This window comes from Acidimicrobiales bacterium (assembly GCA_035531755.1).
In the GTDB taxonomy this organism is placed as follows: Bacteria; Actinomycetota; Acidimicrobiia; order Acidimicrobiales; family UBA8190; genus DATKSK01.
In genome coordinates, this window is the sequence record DATKSK010000011.1 from 1 (window position 1) to 17,418 (window position 17,418).

15 protein-coding genes are annotated in these 17,418 nt (G+C 71.5%); 6 read left to right on the plus strand and 9 right to left on the minus strand.

The genetic code is table 11. The features are described 5' to 3' along the window. Positions 1–644 precede the first annotated feature (644 nt). The gene (locus VMV22_02380) at positions 645–2,612 is read right to left on the minus strand and encodes a chloride channel protein (protein ID HUY21166.1); all 1,968 of its coding nucleotides are present in this window, start codon (positions 2,610–2,612) and stop codon (positions 645–647) included. A gap of 266 nt (positions 2,613–2,878) precedes the next feature. Between VMV22_02380 and VMV22_02385 the strand changes: the two genes are divergently transcribed. Further along, positions 2,879–3,586, plus strand: a complete 708-nt coding sequence (locus tag VMV22_02385) for a TetR/AcrR family transcriptional regulator (GenBank protein HUY21167.1) — start codon at positions 2,879–2,881, stop codon at positions 3,584–3,586. 19 nt (positions 3,587–3,605) lie between these two features. Here VMV22_02385 and trxA read toward each other — a convergent pair whose 3' ends face one another. The 4 genes from trxA to VMV22_02405 all read right to left on the minus strand — a co-directional run bounded on the left by trxA (position 3,606) and on the right by VMV22_02405 (position 7,177). Continuing rightward, positions 3,606–3,974, minus strand: coding sequence for a thioredoxin (trxA, locus tag VMV22_02390; GenBank protein ID HUY21168.1), 369 nt, complete (start codon positions 3,972–3,974; stop codon positions 3,606–3,608). 171 nt (positions 3,975–4,145) lie between these two features. Continuing rightward, positions 4,146–4,889, minus strand: coding sequence for a DUF4389 domain-containing protein (locus VMV22_02395; GenBank protein ID HUY21169.1), 744 nt, complete (start codon positions 4,887–4,889; stop codon positions 4,146–4,148). A gap of 175 nt (positions 4,890–5,064) precedes the next feature. Next, positions 5,065–6,675 carry an MDR family MFS transporter gene (locus VMV22_02400; GenBank protein HUY21170.1) on the minus strand — a complete coding sequence of 537 codons (1,611 nt, stop codon included), beginning with the start codon at positions 6,673–6,675 and terminating at the stop codon, positions 5,065–5,067. Beyond that, the gene (locus VMV22_02405) at positions 6,665–7,177 is read right to left on the minus strand and encodes a MarR family transcriptional regulator (protein ID HUY21171.1); all 513 of its coding nucleotides are present in this window, start codon (positions 7,175–7,177) and stop codon (positions 6,665–6,667) included. Before VMV22_02405 ends, VMV22_02400 begins: the two co-directional genes overlap by 11 nt. A 192-nt stretch (positions 7,178–7,369) precedes the next feature. Here VMV22_02405 and VMV22_02410 point away from each other — a divergent pair, with 192 nt between their 5' ends. Further along, complete coding sequence (locus VMV22_02410; GenBank protein HUY21172.1) at positions 7,370–7,597, plus strand: hypothetical protein; 228 nt, start codon at positions 7,370–7,372, stop codon at positions 7,595–7,597. On the opposite strand, the gene VMV22_02415 is transcribed toward VMV22_02410, so the two are convergent. Next, complete coding sequence (locus VMV22_02415) at positions 7,594–8,049, minus strand: universal stress protein (GenBank protein ID HUY21173.1); 456 nt, start codon at positions 8,047–8,049, stop codon at positions 7,594–7,596. The genes VMV22_02410 and VMV22_02415 overlap by 4 nt on opposite strands. Before the next feature lie 116 nt (positions 8,050–8,165). Between VMV22_02415 and VMV22_02420 the strand changes: the two genes are divergently transcribed. From VMV22_02420 to VMV22_02430, 3 genes are all read left to right on the plus strand, one after another. Next, positions 8,166–10,640, plus strand: a complete 2,475-nt coding sequence (locus tag VMV22_02420; GenBank protein HUY21174.1) for an HAD-IC family P-type ATPase — start codon at positions 8,166–8,168, stop codon at positions 10,638–10,640. Beyond that, the gene (locus tag VMV22_02425; GenBank protein HUY21175.1) at positions 10,637–12,961 is read left to right on the plus strand and encodes a heavy metal translocating P-type ATPase; all 2,325 of its coding nucleotides are present in this window, start codon (positions 10,637–10,639) and stop codon (positions 12,959–12,961) included. The genes VMV22_02420 and VMV22_02425 overlap by 4 nt, the downstream gene beginning before the upstream one ends. An 84-nt stretch (positions 12,962–13,045) precedes the next feature. Beyond that, a complete protein-coding gene (locus VMV22_02430; GenBank protein HUY21176.1) occupies positions 13,046–13,348 on the plus strand; it encodes a chorismate mutase in 303 nt (100 codons plus the stop codon). Positions 13,349–13,443: 95 nt separating this feature from the next. On the opposite strand, the gene VMV22_02435 is transcribed toward VMV22_02430, so the two are convergent. Then, positions 13,444–13,998 (minus strand): hypothetical protein, encoded by a 555-nt coding sequence (locus tag VMV22_02435; protein HUY21177.1) that lies wholly within the window; start codon positions 13,996–13,998, stop codon positions 13,444–13,446. 111 nt (positions 13,999–14,109) lie between these two features. On the opposite strand from VMV22_02435, the gene VMV22_02440 reads away from it, so the two are divergent. Further along, complete coding sequence (locus tag VMV22_02440; GenBank protein ID HUY21178.1) at positions 14,110–14,547, plus strand: pyridoxamine 5'-phosphate oxidase family protein; 438 nt, start codon at positions 14,110–14,112, stop codon at positions 14,545–14,547. Positions 14,548–14,781: 234 nt separating this feature from the next. Here VMV22_02440 and VMV22_02445 read toward each other — a convergent pair whose 3' ends face one another. Next, positions 14,782–15,945, minus strand: a complete 1,164-nt coding sequence (locus VMV22_02445) for a Gfo/Idh/MocA family oxidoreductase (GenBank protein HUY21179.1) — start codon at positions 15,943–15,945, stop codon at positions 14,782–14,784. Then, positions 15,855–17,381 (minus strand): wax ester/triacylglycerol synthase family O-acyltransferase, encoded by a 1,527-nt coding sequence (locus VMV22_02450; protein HUY21180.1) that lies wholly within the window; start codon positions 17,379–17,381, stop codon positions 15,855–15,857. The genes VMV22_02445 and VMV22_02450 overlap by 91 nt, the downstream gene beginning before the upstream one ends. Positions 17,382–17,418: the final 37 nt, after the last annotated feature.

Below are 17,418 nucleotides of genomic sequence, written 5' to 3' on the forward strand. Positions count from 1 at the left end.
CTGATCAATGTCGACGTAGGTCATGACGCTGCCATCTCGGTCTCGGCGGAGATGACGACGGCGTCCACAGAACGATACGCCTGAAGTGAGGCGGCGACGTATGGCAGATCGGCTCGACATCTGGTGATCGGGTTCGGTGACCTTCACTGGCTGACACCGTCGACCTTCCACGAGCCAAGTCAGCGGTTGAGCCCGCTGCGAGAAGGTCGTCGACAGCGAGGGATACCACCGCTGATGAACAAGGAAGGCGAGGAGACAGACGGCGCGTACCGCCAGGTCTCAGTCAGCGTAGAAGATCGACGAGTTCAGGATCTGGGTGCCCCACAGCCACTGCCGATCTGCGGCGGAGAGACGAGCATGGTCGGCAGCCGTGTTCCACTGCGACCGGACGGTGCCGACGAGGTGTCTCGATGAGGGTGGTGCCATAGCGGGCGTGGGTCCGGCGCTTCCAGGTGATGCCCTGCTCGTAGCCGCGGAACTCCGCCGGGGGCTTGCCGTCCCGGCCGAGGGCCCAGTGCTCGTGCCAGACGTCGATGTCGGGTTAGTAGAAGTCCGGTCGGTACTGGGAGCGAGTGGCGTCGGCGACGTTGTGGAGGTTGTGGAGCGTTTCGGTCATCCGCGTCCTCATGGTTGAACACCCCTGTTCAACCCGGCTCCTCACTCGCCGTCGCCGTCTTGGGGACCGTCGTGTCGAGACTCGTTCTGTCCGGATAGCGTTCGGCCGAAGCTGGGATGAGACACAGAAGACGGTCCCCGGCGTGAAGCACTGCGTCACTCCGGGCCGCGAGCGTTCGTCGACCCACGGTGATTGCGGCAACGATCCCTCCGGTTGGTAGGTCAATCCCGTCAACTCGCCGCCCATCGGCTGGAGTGTTGTCGCTGACTCGGATCTCTATGAGGTCGTAGCCCTCGAGCGGAGCGCGAGCGACGTGGAGGTGCTCTCTCGCATCAGGAGCTGCCCATTCGGCGGCAAGGGTCCCCTCTGCCACTTCGGTGTCGGAGGCCGTGGTGCGTGCAGCCATGGCGCGGACCACGTCGCGATTGGTGATCCATCCGACAACGTGGTGACGGTCTGGGGACACGACGGGGAGGCCGTCTGGGCCGTAGAGCACGAGTTGGCGAAGGGCCTGTTGGAGGGTCTCGTCGCCGAAGAGCGCCTGCGGCCGGCGACGGTCGACCAAGTCACCGAACGGGGGAACCCACACTGCGGGCGAGGCGGCGTTGCTTGACCTTGAGTCGTCGCCCTGTGGTGCCAAGGTGGTACTCCCGTTGACGGTGCTCAGAGGTTGCATGACCTCGCCGACGGTGAGCACTTGCAGCATCGACGACGGCTTGGGCCGATCGATGTCAGTGCCGCGACGAAGCAGCTTCGTCGTGTAGATGGTCCCGTAGGTGAGCCGTTTCGATACGCCGACCGCAAGGCCCACGGCGAGCATGACGGGAAGGGTCAGCGCATAGTTACCGGTCATCTCGACCACGCTGGCGATGGCGGTGAGTGGCGCCTGCGCGGCAGCGGCGAAGACCGCGCCCATGGCGATCACCCCGTAGATTGCGGGTGAGCCCACGGCCGATCCGAAGACGTGGTGTGCGGTCACACCGAATGCGGTTCCGGCCATGGCTCCGGTGAACAGCGACGGAGCGAACACGCCCCCCGAGCCGCCGATCCCGATCGTTAGGCTCGCCGCCACAATCTTGCCGAGCACGAGAAGGACGAGGAACCACAGTACGTAGTGGTCAGCGACCGCCTTGTTCATCACCGGGTAGCCGACGCCGTAGAGCTGGGGGAGAGCGAGGAGCACGCCGCCGAGCACGATGCCTCCGACCGCCGGCCGGCACCACTCCGGGCGGCCTTTCCACAAGCGATCGCAGACGTCTTCGGTGCGATAGAGCACGGTCTTGAACCCGACGCCGATGATGGCGGCGCCCACCGCGAGGAGAGCGACAAGGAGGTAGTCGGCGTCGTGGGGGATCACGAGGTTGTGAGGCATCGCGCTGAAGATGGGGCCGCTACCGAAGAACGCCTGGCCGATCACGTCGGCCATGACGGCGGCCATGATGATGGGGAAGAGGGCGTCGATCGAGAACTCGCGCAGGATCAGCTCGAAGCCGAAGAAGACCCCGGTGATGGGGGCGTTGAAGGTGGCGGAGATGCCGCCTGCGGCACCGCAGGCGACGAGGATCCGCAGCCGGGACTCGGACATGTGGACGAACTGTCCGAGACTCGACGCGAAGGCGGAGCCGATCTGCACGATCGGACCTTCGCGCCCGACCGAACCCCCGATCCCGATGCACAGCGCCGAGGCGAGCGCCTTGACCCCTGTGACCTGAGGGCGGATGCGGCCGCCGTCTTCGGCGACGGCGATCATCACCTCGGGGACGCCGTGCCCGCGGGCCTCCTTGGCAAAGCGCTGGATGAGTGGGCCGTAGAGCAAACCACCGAGGACCGGCACGAGGAGGACGAACCAGATGCCGAGCCATGGGAGGTGGAGGCTCGCGACCCTGCCCGCCTGGCCAAACTGGTCGTGACCGGTGACGAGCCAGGTGACGCCGAAGATGAGCCATCGGAAGGCGACCGCCCCGAGCCCTGCGCCCAGCCCGATGCCGAGCGCCATCGCCACCATTCCCAGGCGGGACGTCCGCAGCCACGCTGAGGCGGGGCTGAATAGTCGACCGGCAGATGCCGTGAGCCGGCCGCCACCGGGGAGCGATGACCGGCAAGCAGGAGGGTCGCCGTCTTGCCCGTCACGTATCTCTTCGCCTACCTCAGACACCGCTTCCCCGCTGCGTATCACCCAACGATCTCTCCTCTGTGGACAATGCGTATCCGTACGCAAGCTACCAGGTAGCGTACTGGTACGCAACTTGGTACGATGAGGTCATGTCGCCGCGATCCACCGCGAACCGGGGCCGGACGGCAGCGGCCACTCCCCGCCGCGTGCCGTGGGGGACGATCTCTCGTGAACAGGTGGTTGCCGCCGCCACGCGGGTGGTCAAGAGGGGCGGCTATGAGACGATGACCATCCGGAGCCTCGCGACCGATTTGGGCGTCGCTCCGATGTCGCTCTACCGCCACGTCCGCGACAAGGACGACCTGCTCGACGAAGTCGTCGACCGGCTGCTCGCCAAGGCGTGGCAACCCTCGGCATCGAGCGCCGACTGGCAGGCCTGGGTGGCGGAGGCGGCCGAGAAGCTCCGCTCCTTTCTGACCGACCAACCCGCCGCGCTGCATGTCTACTTGCAGCACCCGGTGGTCTCTCCGGCAGCAATCGAGCGGATGAACGCGATGATGGACGTGTTCCGAAACGTCACCGTCGACGAGGAGGTGGCCCGGCGGGCCTACGCCGCCATCCACACGTACACGTTGGGCTTCGCGGCCCTGGAGGCCTCCCGCTCTGGGTGGATGCCGACAAACGACGAATCCATCGGCCTCGCCGAGGAGCTCGCCGGGTACGTAACCCCCGCGCAATTCTCGGCGGGGTTGCGTTATCTCCTCGAGGGAATCGAGCGAGAAGTCCGAGGAACCAGAGCCCGGGTGGGCGCCGAGCTCTCACGAGCCACGCAACGCAGGTCATCGAGACAACGGTGAATACGGTGACATACGGCCGTCATGAGGCGACTTCGGTCTCGGCGATACGGCGGTGGACCTCGTCCATGTCGAGGTCGCGCACCTTGCTGATCAGTTCGTCCAAGGCCGGAGCCGGAAGTGCTCCGGGCTGCATGTAGACGATCACGTTGTCGCGCAGCACCATCAGGGTCGGGATCGACATGATGCCGAACGACGCGGCCAACTCCTGCTCGGCCTCGGTATCGACCTTGCCGAACACCAGATCCGAATGTGTTTCTGACGCCTTTTCGAAGACCGGGGCGAACGCCCGGCAGGGTCCGCACCATGACGCCCAGAAGTCCACCAGTACGATGTCCTTGCTGGTCACCAGCGTGGCGAAATCCTCTTTGGTAACAGTCACCGTGGCCATTTACGCTCCTCTACGATACCCCCTGGGGTATGTAGTGCAACCATCGGCCACCCCACGTCATTCCCTCCCAGGACAGGAACCGATCCCCCGGGGGGCATAACGCGAGGCAAGGCAGACGTTCAACGCGTCTCGCCGCACTCGTAGATCGCCGCCCGCGTCACTGCCGGGAGGTCACCGACTGACGCCGACAACACCCGGGCTGGTGGTGGGCGCCGGCCCGGGCGGGGTCACGGGCAGGCTGCCGGGGTCGGTGCCACCGCTGTCGAATCGAAACGGGGGGTACTCGTCGCGCATGAGCGCGGCGTACGCCAGCACCCGGTAGCACCATCGGTTCATGCCCATCACGAAGTCGAAGACCGACCGTGGGTAATCGCCCCGCACCGCCAGGACGACGGCCGCGACGATCGCCAGCAGGGCGATGAGCCCGCCGCCGCCCGCCAGGCGCCAAGCGCCGTTCCAACCGACCCCCCACCCGCCAGCGAAGATCGCCACGATCAGGTAGTGCGGGAGGGCGAGCAGCCACCACTTCACCAGGACGAGCCCCCTCGACAGCCCCTCGGGGTAGTCGACGGCGAAGTCGGACGGGTACGTGGGGTCCGGCGCCAGGCTGAACGGTGGGTACCGGTCGGTGCCGAAGGCGCTCACGGCGTAGAAGGACACCCGCCAGGTCCAGCGCATCACGCCGACGTTGAAGTCGAAGATCGACCTCGGGTACCGGCCGGTGAACAGGATGGCGAAGCCGGAGACCACCGTAAGGACGCTGACGGCCAGCCACAAGAACGCGAGCACGATGACGTGCGGCACCACCAGGACCCACTTCACCAGCCACAGCCATCGGCTGAGGTTCGGGTCGAGCCGACCGTCGAGGCGTACCGGGTATGCATCTTCGTGAGCAGCCAGGGTTCTCGTCTCCATGGCCGGGCCTCCGCTTCGCACCGAACTCGGGCGACGACGTGTTCGCACTAATTGCAACGCGAACGGCCTCCCCCCGAGTAGAGGCGAAGGTCACGGGATCCCCGCGGGGCGGACCCCCCGCCCCGACGACGACCGACCGATCGACGAGCGACCGTCGACGGCCCGCCGCCGACCGCTACAGCGGCGCGGAGAGGGCGGAGTCGCCGACCTCGTCGGTCGAGTCGGCCTCGATCGGGCCCGGACCCTGTGTGGTGGTTCGCAGCGGGATCTCCTTGATCAGCCAGCCGAGGGCGAAGGCCAAGAGCGCGAACGGCACGGCCACCAGGAAGACGAGCTGGACCGCATGGCTGAAGGCGTCCACGAACACGATGCGCTGCGCCATGGGCAGGTGGTTGATCTGCGCGGGGTTGGCGGTGACGCTGCCTCCGTGGAACAGCTTCTGCGCGGTCGGTGACGAGTGCGCCCTGAGCTCCGAGATCAGCCGGTTGTTGAACACGGCGCCGAGCACCGACACGCCGAAGGCGCCCCCGATCGTGCGGAAGAACGTGGCCGTCGACGTGGCCGTGCCGAGTTGGGAGTACGGGACCGAGTTCTGCACGACCACCACGAGGACCTGCATCACCAGCCCGACGCCGAGCCCGACGACGAGCATGTAGGCCGCCACGGCCGCGTACGGCGTGTCCGGTCCCACCCGGGCCAGGAGGAGGAGGCCGCCGGCGAGCACCAGCGAGCCCACGATGGGGAAGATCTTGTACCGCCCGGTGCTCGTCACGAGGCGGCCGCTCGTGATGAAGGTGGTCAGCATGCCCATGACCATGGGCAACAGCTCGAGCCCCGAGGTGGTGGGCGTGGCCCCGTGGACGACCTGCAGGTACAGCGGAAGGTAGACGATGGCCCCGAACATCGAGAAGCCGACGATGAAGCCCACCCCGGACGCGGCGGAGAAGGTGCGCACCCGGAACAGGCCGAGGGGGATGACGGGCTCGGCCACCCGCGCCTCCACCAGGCAGAACGCCACGAGGAGGATCGCGCCGACGATACCCAGCCCGATGATCGTCCCCGATCCCCAGGCGTACTGCGCCCCGCCCCAGGTGGTGAGGAGGATGGCGGCGGTGACGCCCGCCGACAAGAGCGCCGTGCCGGCCAGGTCGATCTTGTGCGGGACCCGCTCGACCGGGACGTGGAGGACCGCGGCGATGGCGAACAGGGCGACGACGCCGATGGGCACGTTGATGTAGAAGATCCACCGCCACGACAGGTGCTGGGTGAACAGACCACCGAGGAGGGGCCCGGCCACGCTCGTGATCCCGAACACGGCGCCGAAGTACCCCATGTACTTGCCGCGCTGGCGGGCGGGGACGACGTCGCCGGTGATGGCCTGCGCCCCCACCATGAGGCCCCCGGCGCCGATCCCCTGCACCGCCCGGAAGGCGATGAGCTCGACCATGTTCTGCGACAGGCCCGAGAGCATCGACCCCGTCAGGAAGAGGACGATCGACAGCTGGTAGAGGTTCTTGCGGCCGTAGAGGTCGCCGAGCTTCCCCCACAGGGGCGTGGAGATCGTCGAGGTCAGCAGGTAGGCGGTGACCACCCACGACAGGTGGTTCAGGCCGTGCAGGTCGCCGGCGATGGTCGGCAGTGCCGTCGACACGATGGTCTGGTCGAGCGACGCCAGGAACATGCCCAGCATCAGCGCGCTGAGGATCACGAGGATGCGGCGGTGCTCGGCCGCGGTGAACTCCTGCTCTTCGGGCGTCGGTGGGGCGGTGGCGAGATCAGTCGACACGGCCGGCCTCCACGTCGTGCTCCAACGTGGACGCGAACCGGCCCAACAGCGATGCGAACGCCGTCAACTCGGCGTCGTCCCACCCGTCGAGGAGCTGTGCCAGCCACTCGCGCCGCGCCCGGAGGACCTTCTCCAGGGTGCGGCGCCCGGCCGCCGTCAGCTTGATGCGCGTGGCGCGCCGATCGTCGGGGTCGGCATGCCGGGTCACGAGGCCGTCGCGCTCGAGCTGCTGGACCTTGCGGGTCACGGTGGGGGCGTCCACCCCGAGCTGCTCGGCCAGGACGGTCACCCGGAGCGACTCACCCCCGGTGTGGAGCTTGTGGAGCAGGGCGGCCCCGGCCCGGTCGAGCCGGACCCCCGCCACCCGGAGCAGGCGCTCGTGCACCCTGACCTGGGTGATCGAACGGGCCACGACCTGCAGGGCGGCCTGGACCTGGCCCACGAGGTCGTCCGCTGTCCCGGCACCGCCGGTGGCGGCGGGCGAGATAGTTGCTTTCAACATATAACGACATCATATCGACCCGGCCGCCGCCCTCGTCCCGCCGGGGAGAGTTGTCGCCACGTTGCCAACGCCCGCCGACAGGCGCAGTGACCGGCGCGGGCACCGCCGGCGACAAGGGGAATTGGCCCCTGGCGGCCGGTACCGGGCGGAGCGACCCTTGGGGGGAAGCGATGTGGTCCCGAGGCGGTCGTCATGGTCAACGAGTACCGGTCGGTCCCCGAGAGCGGGCTCGCGGCCGAGGCCGCCGTCTCCACCGTCGCCGGAGTCCTGCTGGCTGGGTGGATCGTCGTGGAGGTCGCCGTCATCGGGGAGTTCAGCGTCCTCCCGGCGGTGTTCCTCGCCGCCGCGGTGGCGTTCGTCGTGCTCGGGCGGGTGTCCGGGCGGTCACCCGGGCGCAGGCCGCTGCGGCCTCCGGGCTAAGAGCCCGACCCACGGATAACGGCCACGGGGCACGGTGCGTGCGTCACGCAGTGCCGGCTGACCGAGCCGAGGAGCGCTCCCGTCAGGGAACGCCGGCCTCTGCCGCCCACGACGAGGAGCTGCGCGGCCTTGGCGGCGTCGAGCAGAACGGGTGCGGGTGCCCCATGCATGACCGTGCACCGGACGTCGATCCCCGGATCGGCACCGAGCACGTTCTCCACGAGGGCGTCGAGCGCCTGTCGGGTGGCGTCGACGGGGTCGAAGCTGGCGGGGAGGTCGGGCACGATCCCGAACGGCGTCGGATGCTCCGGATAGTCCCACGCCGCCACCACCGACAGGGCCGCCCCGGCCAGGCGGGCCTGGCGCGCCGCCCACCGGAGGGCTACGACCGACGAGTCCGACCCGTCGACGCCGACGACGATCGTCGGTCCGGGCGAGGTCCCGTTGTCCATGGTGCTCCTGTCGTCCGGTCCGGGTCCACGGTCGCTCGGACTCCACGACCGCGCCAATGCCGCCGCCACCTGGGACCTGGGGCCCTGGCGGGTCGTGCGCCCACACTGCAGGCTAGATGCGTGGCACGCACCACGTCCTGGGTGGCGCGCCCGTCGGCTCGGGCGCTGCGGTGACGTCCCGCCCCGCCGCGGACGACCTCCCTCTGGCGCCGCCGTCCACCGGCCCCGGGGCCGGCGGCGACGTCGCGGGTGGCGGGCTGACCGACGAGGAGGTGCGGACCCGCGTGCTGGCGGGCCGGGCCAACTCCGTGCCGGGCGGGCCGTCCCGCACGATCCCGCAGATCCTGGGGGCCAACGTCCTGACCCGCTTCAACGCCATCCTCGGCGGCCTCCTCGTGGTGGTGGCGTTCGTCGGACCTCCCCAGGACGGGCTCTTCGGGGTCGTCCTCGTCGTGAACGCCGCCATCGGGATCGGCCAGGAGCTCCGGGCCAAACGCGCCCTCGATCGTCTGGCCGTCCTGACGGCCCCGACGGCCCATGTCCGGCGGGCGGGCCTGCCCGTCGAGCTCGCCGTGGAGCAGGTGGTCGAGGACGATGTGCTCGAGCTCCACCCCGGCGACCAGGTGGTGGTCGACGGCGCCGTCCTGGTCGCCGACGGGCTCGAGGTCGACGAGTCCCTTCTCACCGGTGAGGCCGAACCGGTCCCGGTGGCGCCCGGTGACGACGTGCGCTCAGGGAGCTTCGTCGTCGCCGGCACGGGGGTGATGCGGGCCACGCGGGTGGGACGCGACGCCTATGCCCAGCGCCTGCAATCCGACGCCCGGCGGTTCGACGTGGTGCGCTCCGAGCTCGTCCAGGGCACCAACCACATCCTGCGCGTGGTCACGTGGGTGATGGTCCCCGCGGCCGCGCTGCTCGTCACGAGCCAGCTCCTGCGCTCGGGCCAGTCCCTCGCCGACGCGCTGCGGAGCTCCGTCGCCGGCGTCTCCGCCATGGTGCCCGAGGGCCTGGTCCTGTTGACGACGATCGCCTTCGCCCTCGGCGCCATCCGCTTGGCAGGGCGACGGGTCCTCGTCCAGGAGCTGGCCGCCATCGAGGGACTCGCACGCGTCGACGTCGTGTGCATCGACAAGACCGGCACCCTGACCGAGCCCGGGATGGTGGTGCGCGCCGTCGAGCCACTCGGTGCCACCGCCGACTCGCTCCTCCGCGACGTCCTCGGTGCGGTGGCCGGCGCCGATCCGGCGCGCAACGCCACCCTCGAGGCGATCGCCGCCGCCTGCCCGTCGCCGCCGGGGTGGCGCCCGGTGGCACGCGTCCCGTTCTCGTCCGCCCGGAAGTGGAGCGCGGCGCAGTTCGCCGTGGGCGGGACCTGGGTCCTCGGCGCCCCCGACGTCTTGTACGCCAACGTCCGGGAGGGGACGTTCCCGGCGACGGCGGTGGAGCGCCACAGCGAGGCCGGCCGGCGCGTCCTGCTCGTGGCCGGCACGGGCTCCCCGGCGCGAGACGCCGTCGCCCTCGCCGCCGGCGACCTCCCCGACGAGCTCGAACCGGCCGGCGTCGTCGTGCTCGAGGAGCAGGTCCGGGCCGACGCCGCGGCGACGGTCCGGTACCTGCTCGACCAGGGCGTGGCGCCCAAGGTGCTGTCCGGGGACGACCCTCGGACCGTGGCGGCCATCGCCGCCCGGGTCGGGATCCCGGGGGCCGACGCACCGGTGGACGCCCGGCTGCTGGCGGACGACCCCGGCTCGCTCACCGCCGCGCTCGAGTCCGCATCGGTGTTCGGACGCGTGCAGCCCCACCAGAAGCGGGCCATGGTCGAGGCCCTGCAGGCCGCCGGCCACGTCGTCGCCATGACGGGCGACGGCGTCAACGACGTCCCCGCCCTCAAGCAGGCCGACATCGGCATCGCCATGGGGACGGGGAGCCAGGCGAGCCGGTCGGTCGGGCGCATCATCCTGCTCGACAGCTCGTTCGCCGCGTTCCCGAGCGTGCTGGCCGAAGGCCGGCGGGTGATCGCCAACATCGAACGGGTGGCCAACCTGTTCGTCACCAAGACCGTGTACGCCGCCGTGCTGGCGGTCGCCGTCGGGGTGCTGGGCGTCCCGTTCCCCTTCTATCCACGGCACCTCACCGTCGTGAGCACCCTCACCATCGGCGTGCCCGGGTTCTTCCTGGCGCTGGCGGCGGGTGCGCCCCGCGCCCGTCCCGGCTACGTCCGCCGGGTGGCGTGGTTCACGGTCCCGGCCGGGGCGGTGGCCGCGGCGTCGACGTTCGCCGCGTACGCCATGGCGCGCGCCGACACCCAGACGTCGGGCGGTCAGGCGCGCACGACCGCGGCCATCGTGCTGTTCGCATTGGGGCTGTGGGTGCTCGGCCTGCTGAGCCGGCCCCTCGACCCTTCGCGGATCGGGCTCGTCCTCGGCATGGCCGCTGCGGGCGTCCTCGCCATGGTGGTGCCGCTCTCCAGCCGTCTGTTCGCGCTCGACGCCCCCCCGGTCCACGTGCTCGTGACCGCCCTGGTGATCGCCGCCGGTGGTGCCGCGACCATCTCGGTGCTCGTGCGCGCCGTCAGGAGCAGGGCACGATGACTCGCCCGTGGGCGTGGGCGGTGTCCCGCGGCAACACGATCTTCCTCGTGGCCACCGTGGCGGGGCTCGCGCTCGGCGGCGTCCTCCACCTGGCGGGGGCGGGCACCGGCGGCCACGTGGTCTGGGCCCTGACGACCGGAGCGGGCATCGCCGCCTGCATGTGGTGGATCGTGGCCCGTGCCCGCCAGCACCAATTGGGCGTGGACGTCATCGCCCTGCTCGCCCTCGTGGGCGCACTGGTGGTGGCGGAGGAGCTCGCCGGGGCGGTCATCAGCGTGATGCTCGCCACGGGCCGGACGCTCGAAGCGCGCGCCGCCCACCGCGCCCGCCGCGAGCTGCGGGCACTGCTCGAGCGGGCGCCGCGCTCGGCCCGTCTCCACCGTGACGGCACGCTCGCCACGGTGGCACTCGACGAGCTGCGCCCGGGAGACCTCGTGCTGGTCGGGTCGGGCGAGATCGTCCCGGTCGACGGCACCGTGGTCAGCGCGGCGGCCGTGCTCGACGAGTCCGCGCTCACCGGCGAGTCGCTCCCCGTCGAGCGGGCCGAAGGGGACCCGGTCCGCAGCGGGGTCGTCAACGCCGGGGCACCGTTCGACATGCGGGCCACGACCACGGCCGAGGAGAGCAGCTACGCGGGGATCGTCCGCCTGGTGCGCGACGCCCAGGCGGCGGGCAGCCCCTCGGTCCGGCTCGCCGACCGCTATGCGGGGTGGTTCCTCGCCGTCAGCCTCGCCGGTGCCGGTGCGGCGTGGGCCGTCTCGGGGCAGCTCACCCGGGCCGTCGCCGTGCTGGTGGTCGCCACACCGTGCCCCCTCGTCCTCGCCGTCCCCGTCGCCATCGTGTCGGGACTGTCGTTGTCGGCGCGGCGGGGCGTGGTGGTCAAGGGCGGGGCGGCCCTCGAGCAGCTCGCCCGGTGCCGGACGCTCCTGTTCGACAAGACGGGGACCCTCACCGTCGGCCGTCCGGCCCTGGCCGAGGTCGTGCCCGCGGGCGGCCTGCCCGCCGACGACGTGCTGCGGTACGCGGCGTCTCTCGACCAGGTGTCGCCCCACGTGCTCGCCGCCGCCATCGTGAAGGCGGCCCGTGACCGGCATCTCGCGCTCGATCTGCCCGTCGCGGTCGAGGACGTGGCGGGACGGGGCGTCCGGGGGATCGTGGACGGCCACCCGGTGGCGGTGGGCAAGGCCGCGTGGTTGGCCCTCGACACCGGCGCGCCGTGGGTACGCGCCGCGCGCCGCCGGGCCGAGCTCGACGGGGCGCTGACGGTGTTCGTGGAGGTCGACGGGGTGGCCGCCGGTGCGCTCGTCCTCGACGACCCCGTGCGGGCCGACGCCGCCCGTACGATCCGGGCCCTGCGGCGAGGCGGCATCGACCGGGTCGTGATGGTGACCGGGGACCGCGCCGAGGTCGCCGACACCGTCGGGGCCGTCATCGGGGTCGACGAGGTGCTCGCCGAGCGGACGCCGGCGGAGAAAGTCGAGGCGGTGACCGTCGAGCACCGGCGAGCCCCGACGATCATGGTCGGCGACGGCATCAACGACGCCCCTGCCTTGGCCGCCGCCGACGTCGGTGTGGCGATGGGGGCACGCGGGGCGACGGCGTCGTCCGAGGCGGCGGACGTGGTCTTGACCGTCGACCGCCTCGAGCGCCTCGGCGAGGCCGTCGTCATCGCCCGGCACGCCCGCAGCGTGGCCCTGCAGAGCGTGCTGCTCGGTATCGGCCTCTCGGTGGTGGCCATGGCGGTGGCCGGCGTGGGCTTGCTGGCACCGACCTGGGGAGCCATCGCCCAGGAGGGCATCGACGTGGCCGCGATCGTGAACGCCCTGCGCGCCCTCCGGCCGCGGGCGCGCCCGGGCCGTCTCGACGCCCAGGATGCCGAGATCGCCCGCAGGTTCAGCGCGGAACACACGGCGATCAAGGCGGACATCGAGCGACTCCGCACCGTGGCCGACGCGCTGGCGACCGAGGAGCCGAGCCTCGTCGTGGCCGACATCCGCGCCGTGAGCCGCATGCTCGTCGACGAGGTGCTGCCCCACGAGGAGGCCGAGGACGCCATCCTCTACCCGGCGCTCGCCCGTGCCCTCGGCGGTGTCGACCCGACCGGCACGATGAGCCGAGCCCATGTCGAGATCAGTCACCAGATCCGGCGACTGGGTCGGCTCCTCGACGACATCGATCCCTCCGGTCCCGACGACGCCGACGTCGCCGAGCTGCGCCGCCTCCTCTACGGGCTGCACGCCATCCTGCGCCTCCACACCGCCCAGGAGGACGAGGGGTTCCTGTCACTGGCCGACGAGGTGCCTGCCGAGCACATACCGTGACCGCGGGTGGCGCCGAGCTACTCGGACGGCGTCGTCGGGATCCTCTCGTGCACCCGCCGAGGTCCGTCGCGCCATGATGGGAGGATGTCCCCCGAGGCAGGTGCGTCCGGCGCGCTCGACGACATCCGGCAACAGCTCGACACCGTGGACCGCCGGCTCGTGCAGGTCCTGGCGGAGCGGGCCCGGTTGATCGGCGAGGTGATCGCCTTCAAGCGCGCCCAGGGCATGGCGGTCGTCGACCGGCGACGCGAAGACGAGATGTTGGACAGCATCGAGTCCGTCGCCGCGTCCGAGGGCCTGGACCCCCGCGTGGCGCGCCGGGTCCTGCGCGCCGTGATCGACGCCTTCACGCTGCTCGAGGTCGAGCAGCTGGGCCCCGACGACTGAGCGCCCGCGCTCCCGGCCGGCATCGGGCGCCTCCACCCGGTCGATGTCCCCGCCGCCGAAGTGCCCGCCGGTCGATGTCCCCGCCGGTCGATGACTCAGTGCAGGATGAGGCGGACGGCGAGGACGCCGGCGCCGAGGGCTAGGCCGACGGTGCCCTGCACGGCCATCTGCACCCTCGTCACCCGGCTGCGCACGGTGGCCATGATCTCGAAGGTGGCGAGAACGACGGCGCTCGTCCACAGCGCGGCGTTCACGGCCGTGGCCAGGGTCACCCGCGCGCCCCAGAGCGCCACCACCACGGCGATCGGGATGGCGGCGCCCTTGACGATCGCCCCCTCGTGGCGAAGCGCCTGCCACAGGCCTCCGAGCGACATGCCCTCCTGCCGCTCGAGCCGGCGTCCCACGACGTTGGCGTACGCGTGCGCCAGCCAGTAGAGGGTGAGGACCAGCGCGGTGGCCCCGACGGTGTCGGCGAAGGTCTCGCGGCGGGTGCTCTCGGCGGCGAGCACCGCGCTCACCGCCAGCGTTCCGTAGACCAGCCCCTGGGGGTTGTCCTCGGGATCGACCCACCGCCCGAACCTCGCCACCAGGCGCCGGGCCCGGCCGGGGGAGGCGTCAGGAGGTGGGTCTGGCGATGCGTCGGAGGTCATGGGCAGCATCATGCCCGGCGCCCCGGCCGGCCGCGCCGTGCGTGAAATGTGACCTTCGCCCCTGTCGCCGCCGCGGCGCGCCCCCCAAGGTGGGTCACCGTGGGAGGGCACGTGTCACACGAGGAGATGATGGTCGCCGCCCTGACACCGGCGGAGTGCCGCCAGCGCCTGGCGTCGGCGACCATGGGACGGATCGGCATGACCGTTCAGGCGCTCCCCGTCGTGCTCCCTGTGTACTTCGCCCTCGACGGGGAGGCCGTCGTCATCCGCACCGTGGCAGGAACGAAGCTGAGCGCGGCCATCGCCGGCTCGGTGGTGGCGTTCGAGGTCGACCGGCACGAGGACGACGGGCGCGGCTGGAGCGTGATGGTGCAGGGCCGCGCCACCGAGATCCACGGCGAACAGGGCCTGGTCCGGGCCCGCGCCCTCGGGCTGCCCGCCTTCAACCGTGCCGGCGTCCCCGACCATTACATCGCCGTGGCCCTCGAATTCGTCAGCGGACGGGTGGTCGGCCCGGCGCCGGGAGCGGGCGACGGTCGGACCGGGTGATCACCGGCGTTCGCCCGAGCCCCCGCCGGGCAGGAGGATGCGGGCCATCGGCGTCGGCATCCACCAGTTCCAGCTGCCGGACACGCTGACGAGGGCGGGCACGAGCAGCGCCCGCACCACGGTGGCGTCGGGCAGGACCCGCCGGGAACCCGGGCCTCGTCGACGGGGTGCATCCCGACAGGGGACATGGACGCGACGGAGCCCCCTGCGCCGGGGAGTCCTGCACGCGGCCGGTCAGGGTGCCACGGCGGCGCCCGACGCCGCCGACCGGTACGCGGCGTCCACCAGTTCGTGGGCCCGCAAGGCGTCGTCGAAGCCCGGTGATGCCGTGGCACCCTGCCGCACGGTGCGGGCCCAGTGCCGGTCCGCCGGGTACGTGTAGAAGACGAAGTCACGACGGGGGAGTCCGAGCGCGGCGAAGTGCGCCTCGCGCAGCGCGACCAGGTCGGGGCGCACGGGGCTGGTGTCGGGGCGCTGCACCAGAAGGCCGTCCTCTTCGGCGCCGACGATGAAGTCCGTGGTGGCCTCGACGGCGCCGCCTTCGAAGAACACCTCGAAGCGCCGCTCCTCGCGGCCGCGCACCCCGTTGAAGACGCTCAGCAGGGTGCCCACGACCCCCGACTCGTGCTCGACGGTGAGGGCGGCGACGTCCTCGACGTCGAAGCCGAACACCGAGCGAGTGATGGCCCACACGCGCCGGACGGGGCCGAAGAGCCAGCACACGATGTCGGCGGCATGGATGGAGTGTTCGAGCAGCGCGCCGCCACCGGCGTGGGCGCGCTCCGAGCGCCATGAGCTGTGCCCGGGCACGACGGCGCCGGTGGGCCAGTACTGGTCGTCGCGCAGCGTGTAGCCCATCGGCGCGCCCAGCTCCGCCGACCCCACGATGCGCCGGAGCTCGGTGACGATGGGGTGGAAGCGGGAGTGGAAGCCCACCTGGGCCACGAGGCCCGACCCCGCTACGGCGTCGCACAGCGCACGGACGTCGTCGAACGTGGGCGCCAGCGGCTTCTCGCACAGCAGGGGCTTGCCCGCCGCCAGCGTCGCCAGGACGAGATCGCGGTGTGTCGCCGTCGGCGAGGTGATCATGACGGCCTCGACGCCGGGGTCGTCGATGACCCGGCGGGGATCGTCGGTGAGGGTGCCGAACGCGCAGTTGCGCGCCACGGCCGCCCGAGCCTCCTCCGACGGGTCGGCGGCGGCCACCGCCACGGCCTCGCCGTCCTCGCACAACGTGCGCAGCCCGTCGGCATGGATCTGGCCGATCATGCCGCAGCCGATCAGACCGACTCGCAGCGGCGCCCCCGTCACGCCCCGGACCGGTCGGGCCCCGTCGCCTCCACCGTCGGCTCCACCGGCGCCCGCGTGGCCTTCCGGGCCCGCCCGGTCCGCGCCCACGCCCGCGCCGGCGCCACCCCCACGGGCCGCGCCGGGGGGAGGGCGGCGCTGGCCAGCAGCTCGTCGAGGGCGGTGGGGACGGCGGCCGCCAGCTCGGCAACCCGCGGGACCGTCTCGGCGCAGGCCATGAAGCCCCAGTTGAGGGTGCCGCGGTAGCTCATGACGGTGACGTTCAGCCCGGCGCCGTCCATGACCGGGCCGAGGGGGAACCCGGCGACGAGCTCGGCCCCGGCCAGGTAGAGGGGGAAGCCGGGCCCCGGCACGTTGGAGATGACGAGACTGTGGATGGGCCGGTGGTGGTCGGCGAGCTTCAGGCGCGTGTATGCGCGTGCCGCCGCCGAGAACACGTTGGGCGTGGCGTGCTCGGCCCAATTGAGCAGCACGTCCGCCCCGAGCGCGTTGTGCTCCTCCTTCGCCCCCTTGGTGCTGTCCCGGATGGCGAGGAGGCGTTCGACCGGGTCGGCGATCTGGCACGGCAGCGCCACGAACATGGCTGACACCTTGTTGACGCCCCGGTGGTTCGGGACGGCGGGGGCGACCGACACCGGTACGGTCGCCACCAGCGGGTCGTCGGGGAGCTCGTCGCCCTCGACGAGGTAGCGCCGCAGCGCGCCGGCGCACAACGCCAGCACGACGTCGTTCACCGTCGTGCCGCAGGCGCGCTTGATCCCCTGCACGTCCTCGAGCGCGATCGACGAGAAGGCGACGCGCCGGTGCGGCGTGATGGCGGCGTTGAGCGAGGTCCGGGGGGTGGTGAGCGGCAGCGCGGCCTTGCCCGGCCCCCGCGTCCGGACCTGCCACACGTCGAGCACGGCGCGCCCCGTGCGCCAGAGCAGCTTCGTCATGTCGAGGGGCCGCGTCATGCGGGTGCCGAGCGCGTGGGCCACGAGACGCAGGTCCGACGGCAGGCGTTCGTCGGCGGCCGGGGGCCCCGCCGGCGCGGGTCGCGGGGCCGGGTCGGCCTCGAGGTCGAACAGCTGGGCGAGCAGCTCGGCGCCGGACACTCCGTCGATGGTGGAGTGGTGGATCTTCGTGACGAGCCCGATCCTCCCGTCGCGCAGGCCCTCGACGATGACCATCTCCCACAACGGCTTGGTGCGGTCGAGCTGCCGGCTGCAGACATCCCCGACGAGGCCGGCGAACTCGTCCATGCCGCCCGGGGCGGGAAGCGCGCGACGGCGGATGTGGTAGTCGATGTCGAACGTGGGGTCGTCCACCCAGTAGGGGTGGCTCAGGCGGAAGGGGACCTCCACGAGCCGCCGCCGGAAGATGGGTGCGAGAGCCAGGCGCGAGCTGACGAGGTCGCGGAGCTTGTCGAACGAGTACCCGCCCGGCACCGTCGAGGGGTCGAAGACCGCCGCCATGGAGACGTGCATGTGCAGGCTCGGCGTCTCCAGGTACAGGAAGGTCGCGTCCAGTCCGGTGAGCTGCTCCATGGTCGTCTCGCCCTCGTTCGTCGGCCTGTGCCTGCCC

Coding starts and splice junctions, on each gene's coding strand:
- VMV22_02425 (HUY21175.1), top strand. CDS start 10,637: ATGACTCGCCCGTGGGCGTGGGCGGTGTCCCGCGGCAACACGATCTTC.
- VMV22_02450 (HUY21180.1), bottom strand. CDS start 17,381: ATGGAGCAGCTCACCGGACTGGACGCGACCTTCCTGTACCTGGAGACG.
- VMV22_02430 (HUY21176.1), top strand. CDS start 13,046: ATGTCCCCCGAGGCAGGTGCGTCCGGCGCGCTCGACGACATCCGGCAA.
- trxA (HUY21168.1), bottom strand. CDS start 3,974: ATGGCCACGGTGACTGTTACCAAAGAGGATTTCGCCACGCTGGTGACC.
- VMV22_02435 (HUY21177.1), bottom strand. CDS start 13,998: ATGACCTCCGACGCATCGCCAGACCCACCTCCTGACGCCTCCCCCGGC.
- VMV22_02420 (HUY21174.1), top strand. CDS start 8,166: ATGCGTGGCACGCACCACGTCCTGGGTGGCGCGCCCGTCGGCTCGGGC.
- VMV22_02410 (HUY21172.1), top strand. CDS start 7,370: ATGGTCAACGAGTACCGGTCGGTCCCCGAGAGCGGGCTCGCGGCCGAG.
- VMV22_02395 (HUY21169.1), bottom strand. CDS start 4,889: ATGGAGACGAGAACCCTGGCTGCTCACGAAGATGCATACCCGGTACGC.
- VMV22_02405 (HUY21171.1), bottom strand. CDS start 7,177: ATGTTGAAAGCAACTATCTCGCCCGCCGCCACCGGCGGTGCCGGGACA.
- VMV22_02415 (HUY21173.1), bottom strand. CDS start 8,049: ATGGACAACGGGACCTCGCCCGGACCGACGATCGTCGTCGGCGTCGAC.
- VMV22_02380 (HUY21166.1), bottom strand. CDS start 2,612: ATGGCGCTCGGCATCGGGCTGGGCGCAGGGCTCGGGGCGGTCGCCTTC.
- VMV22_02385 (HUY21167.1), top strand. CDS start 2,879: ATGTCGCCGCGATCCACCGCGAACCGGGGCCGGACGGCAGCGGCCACT.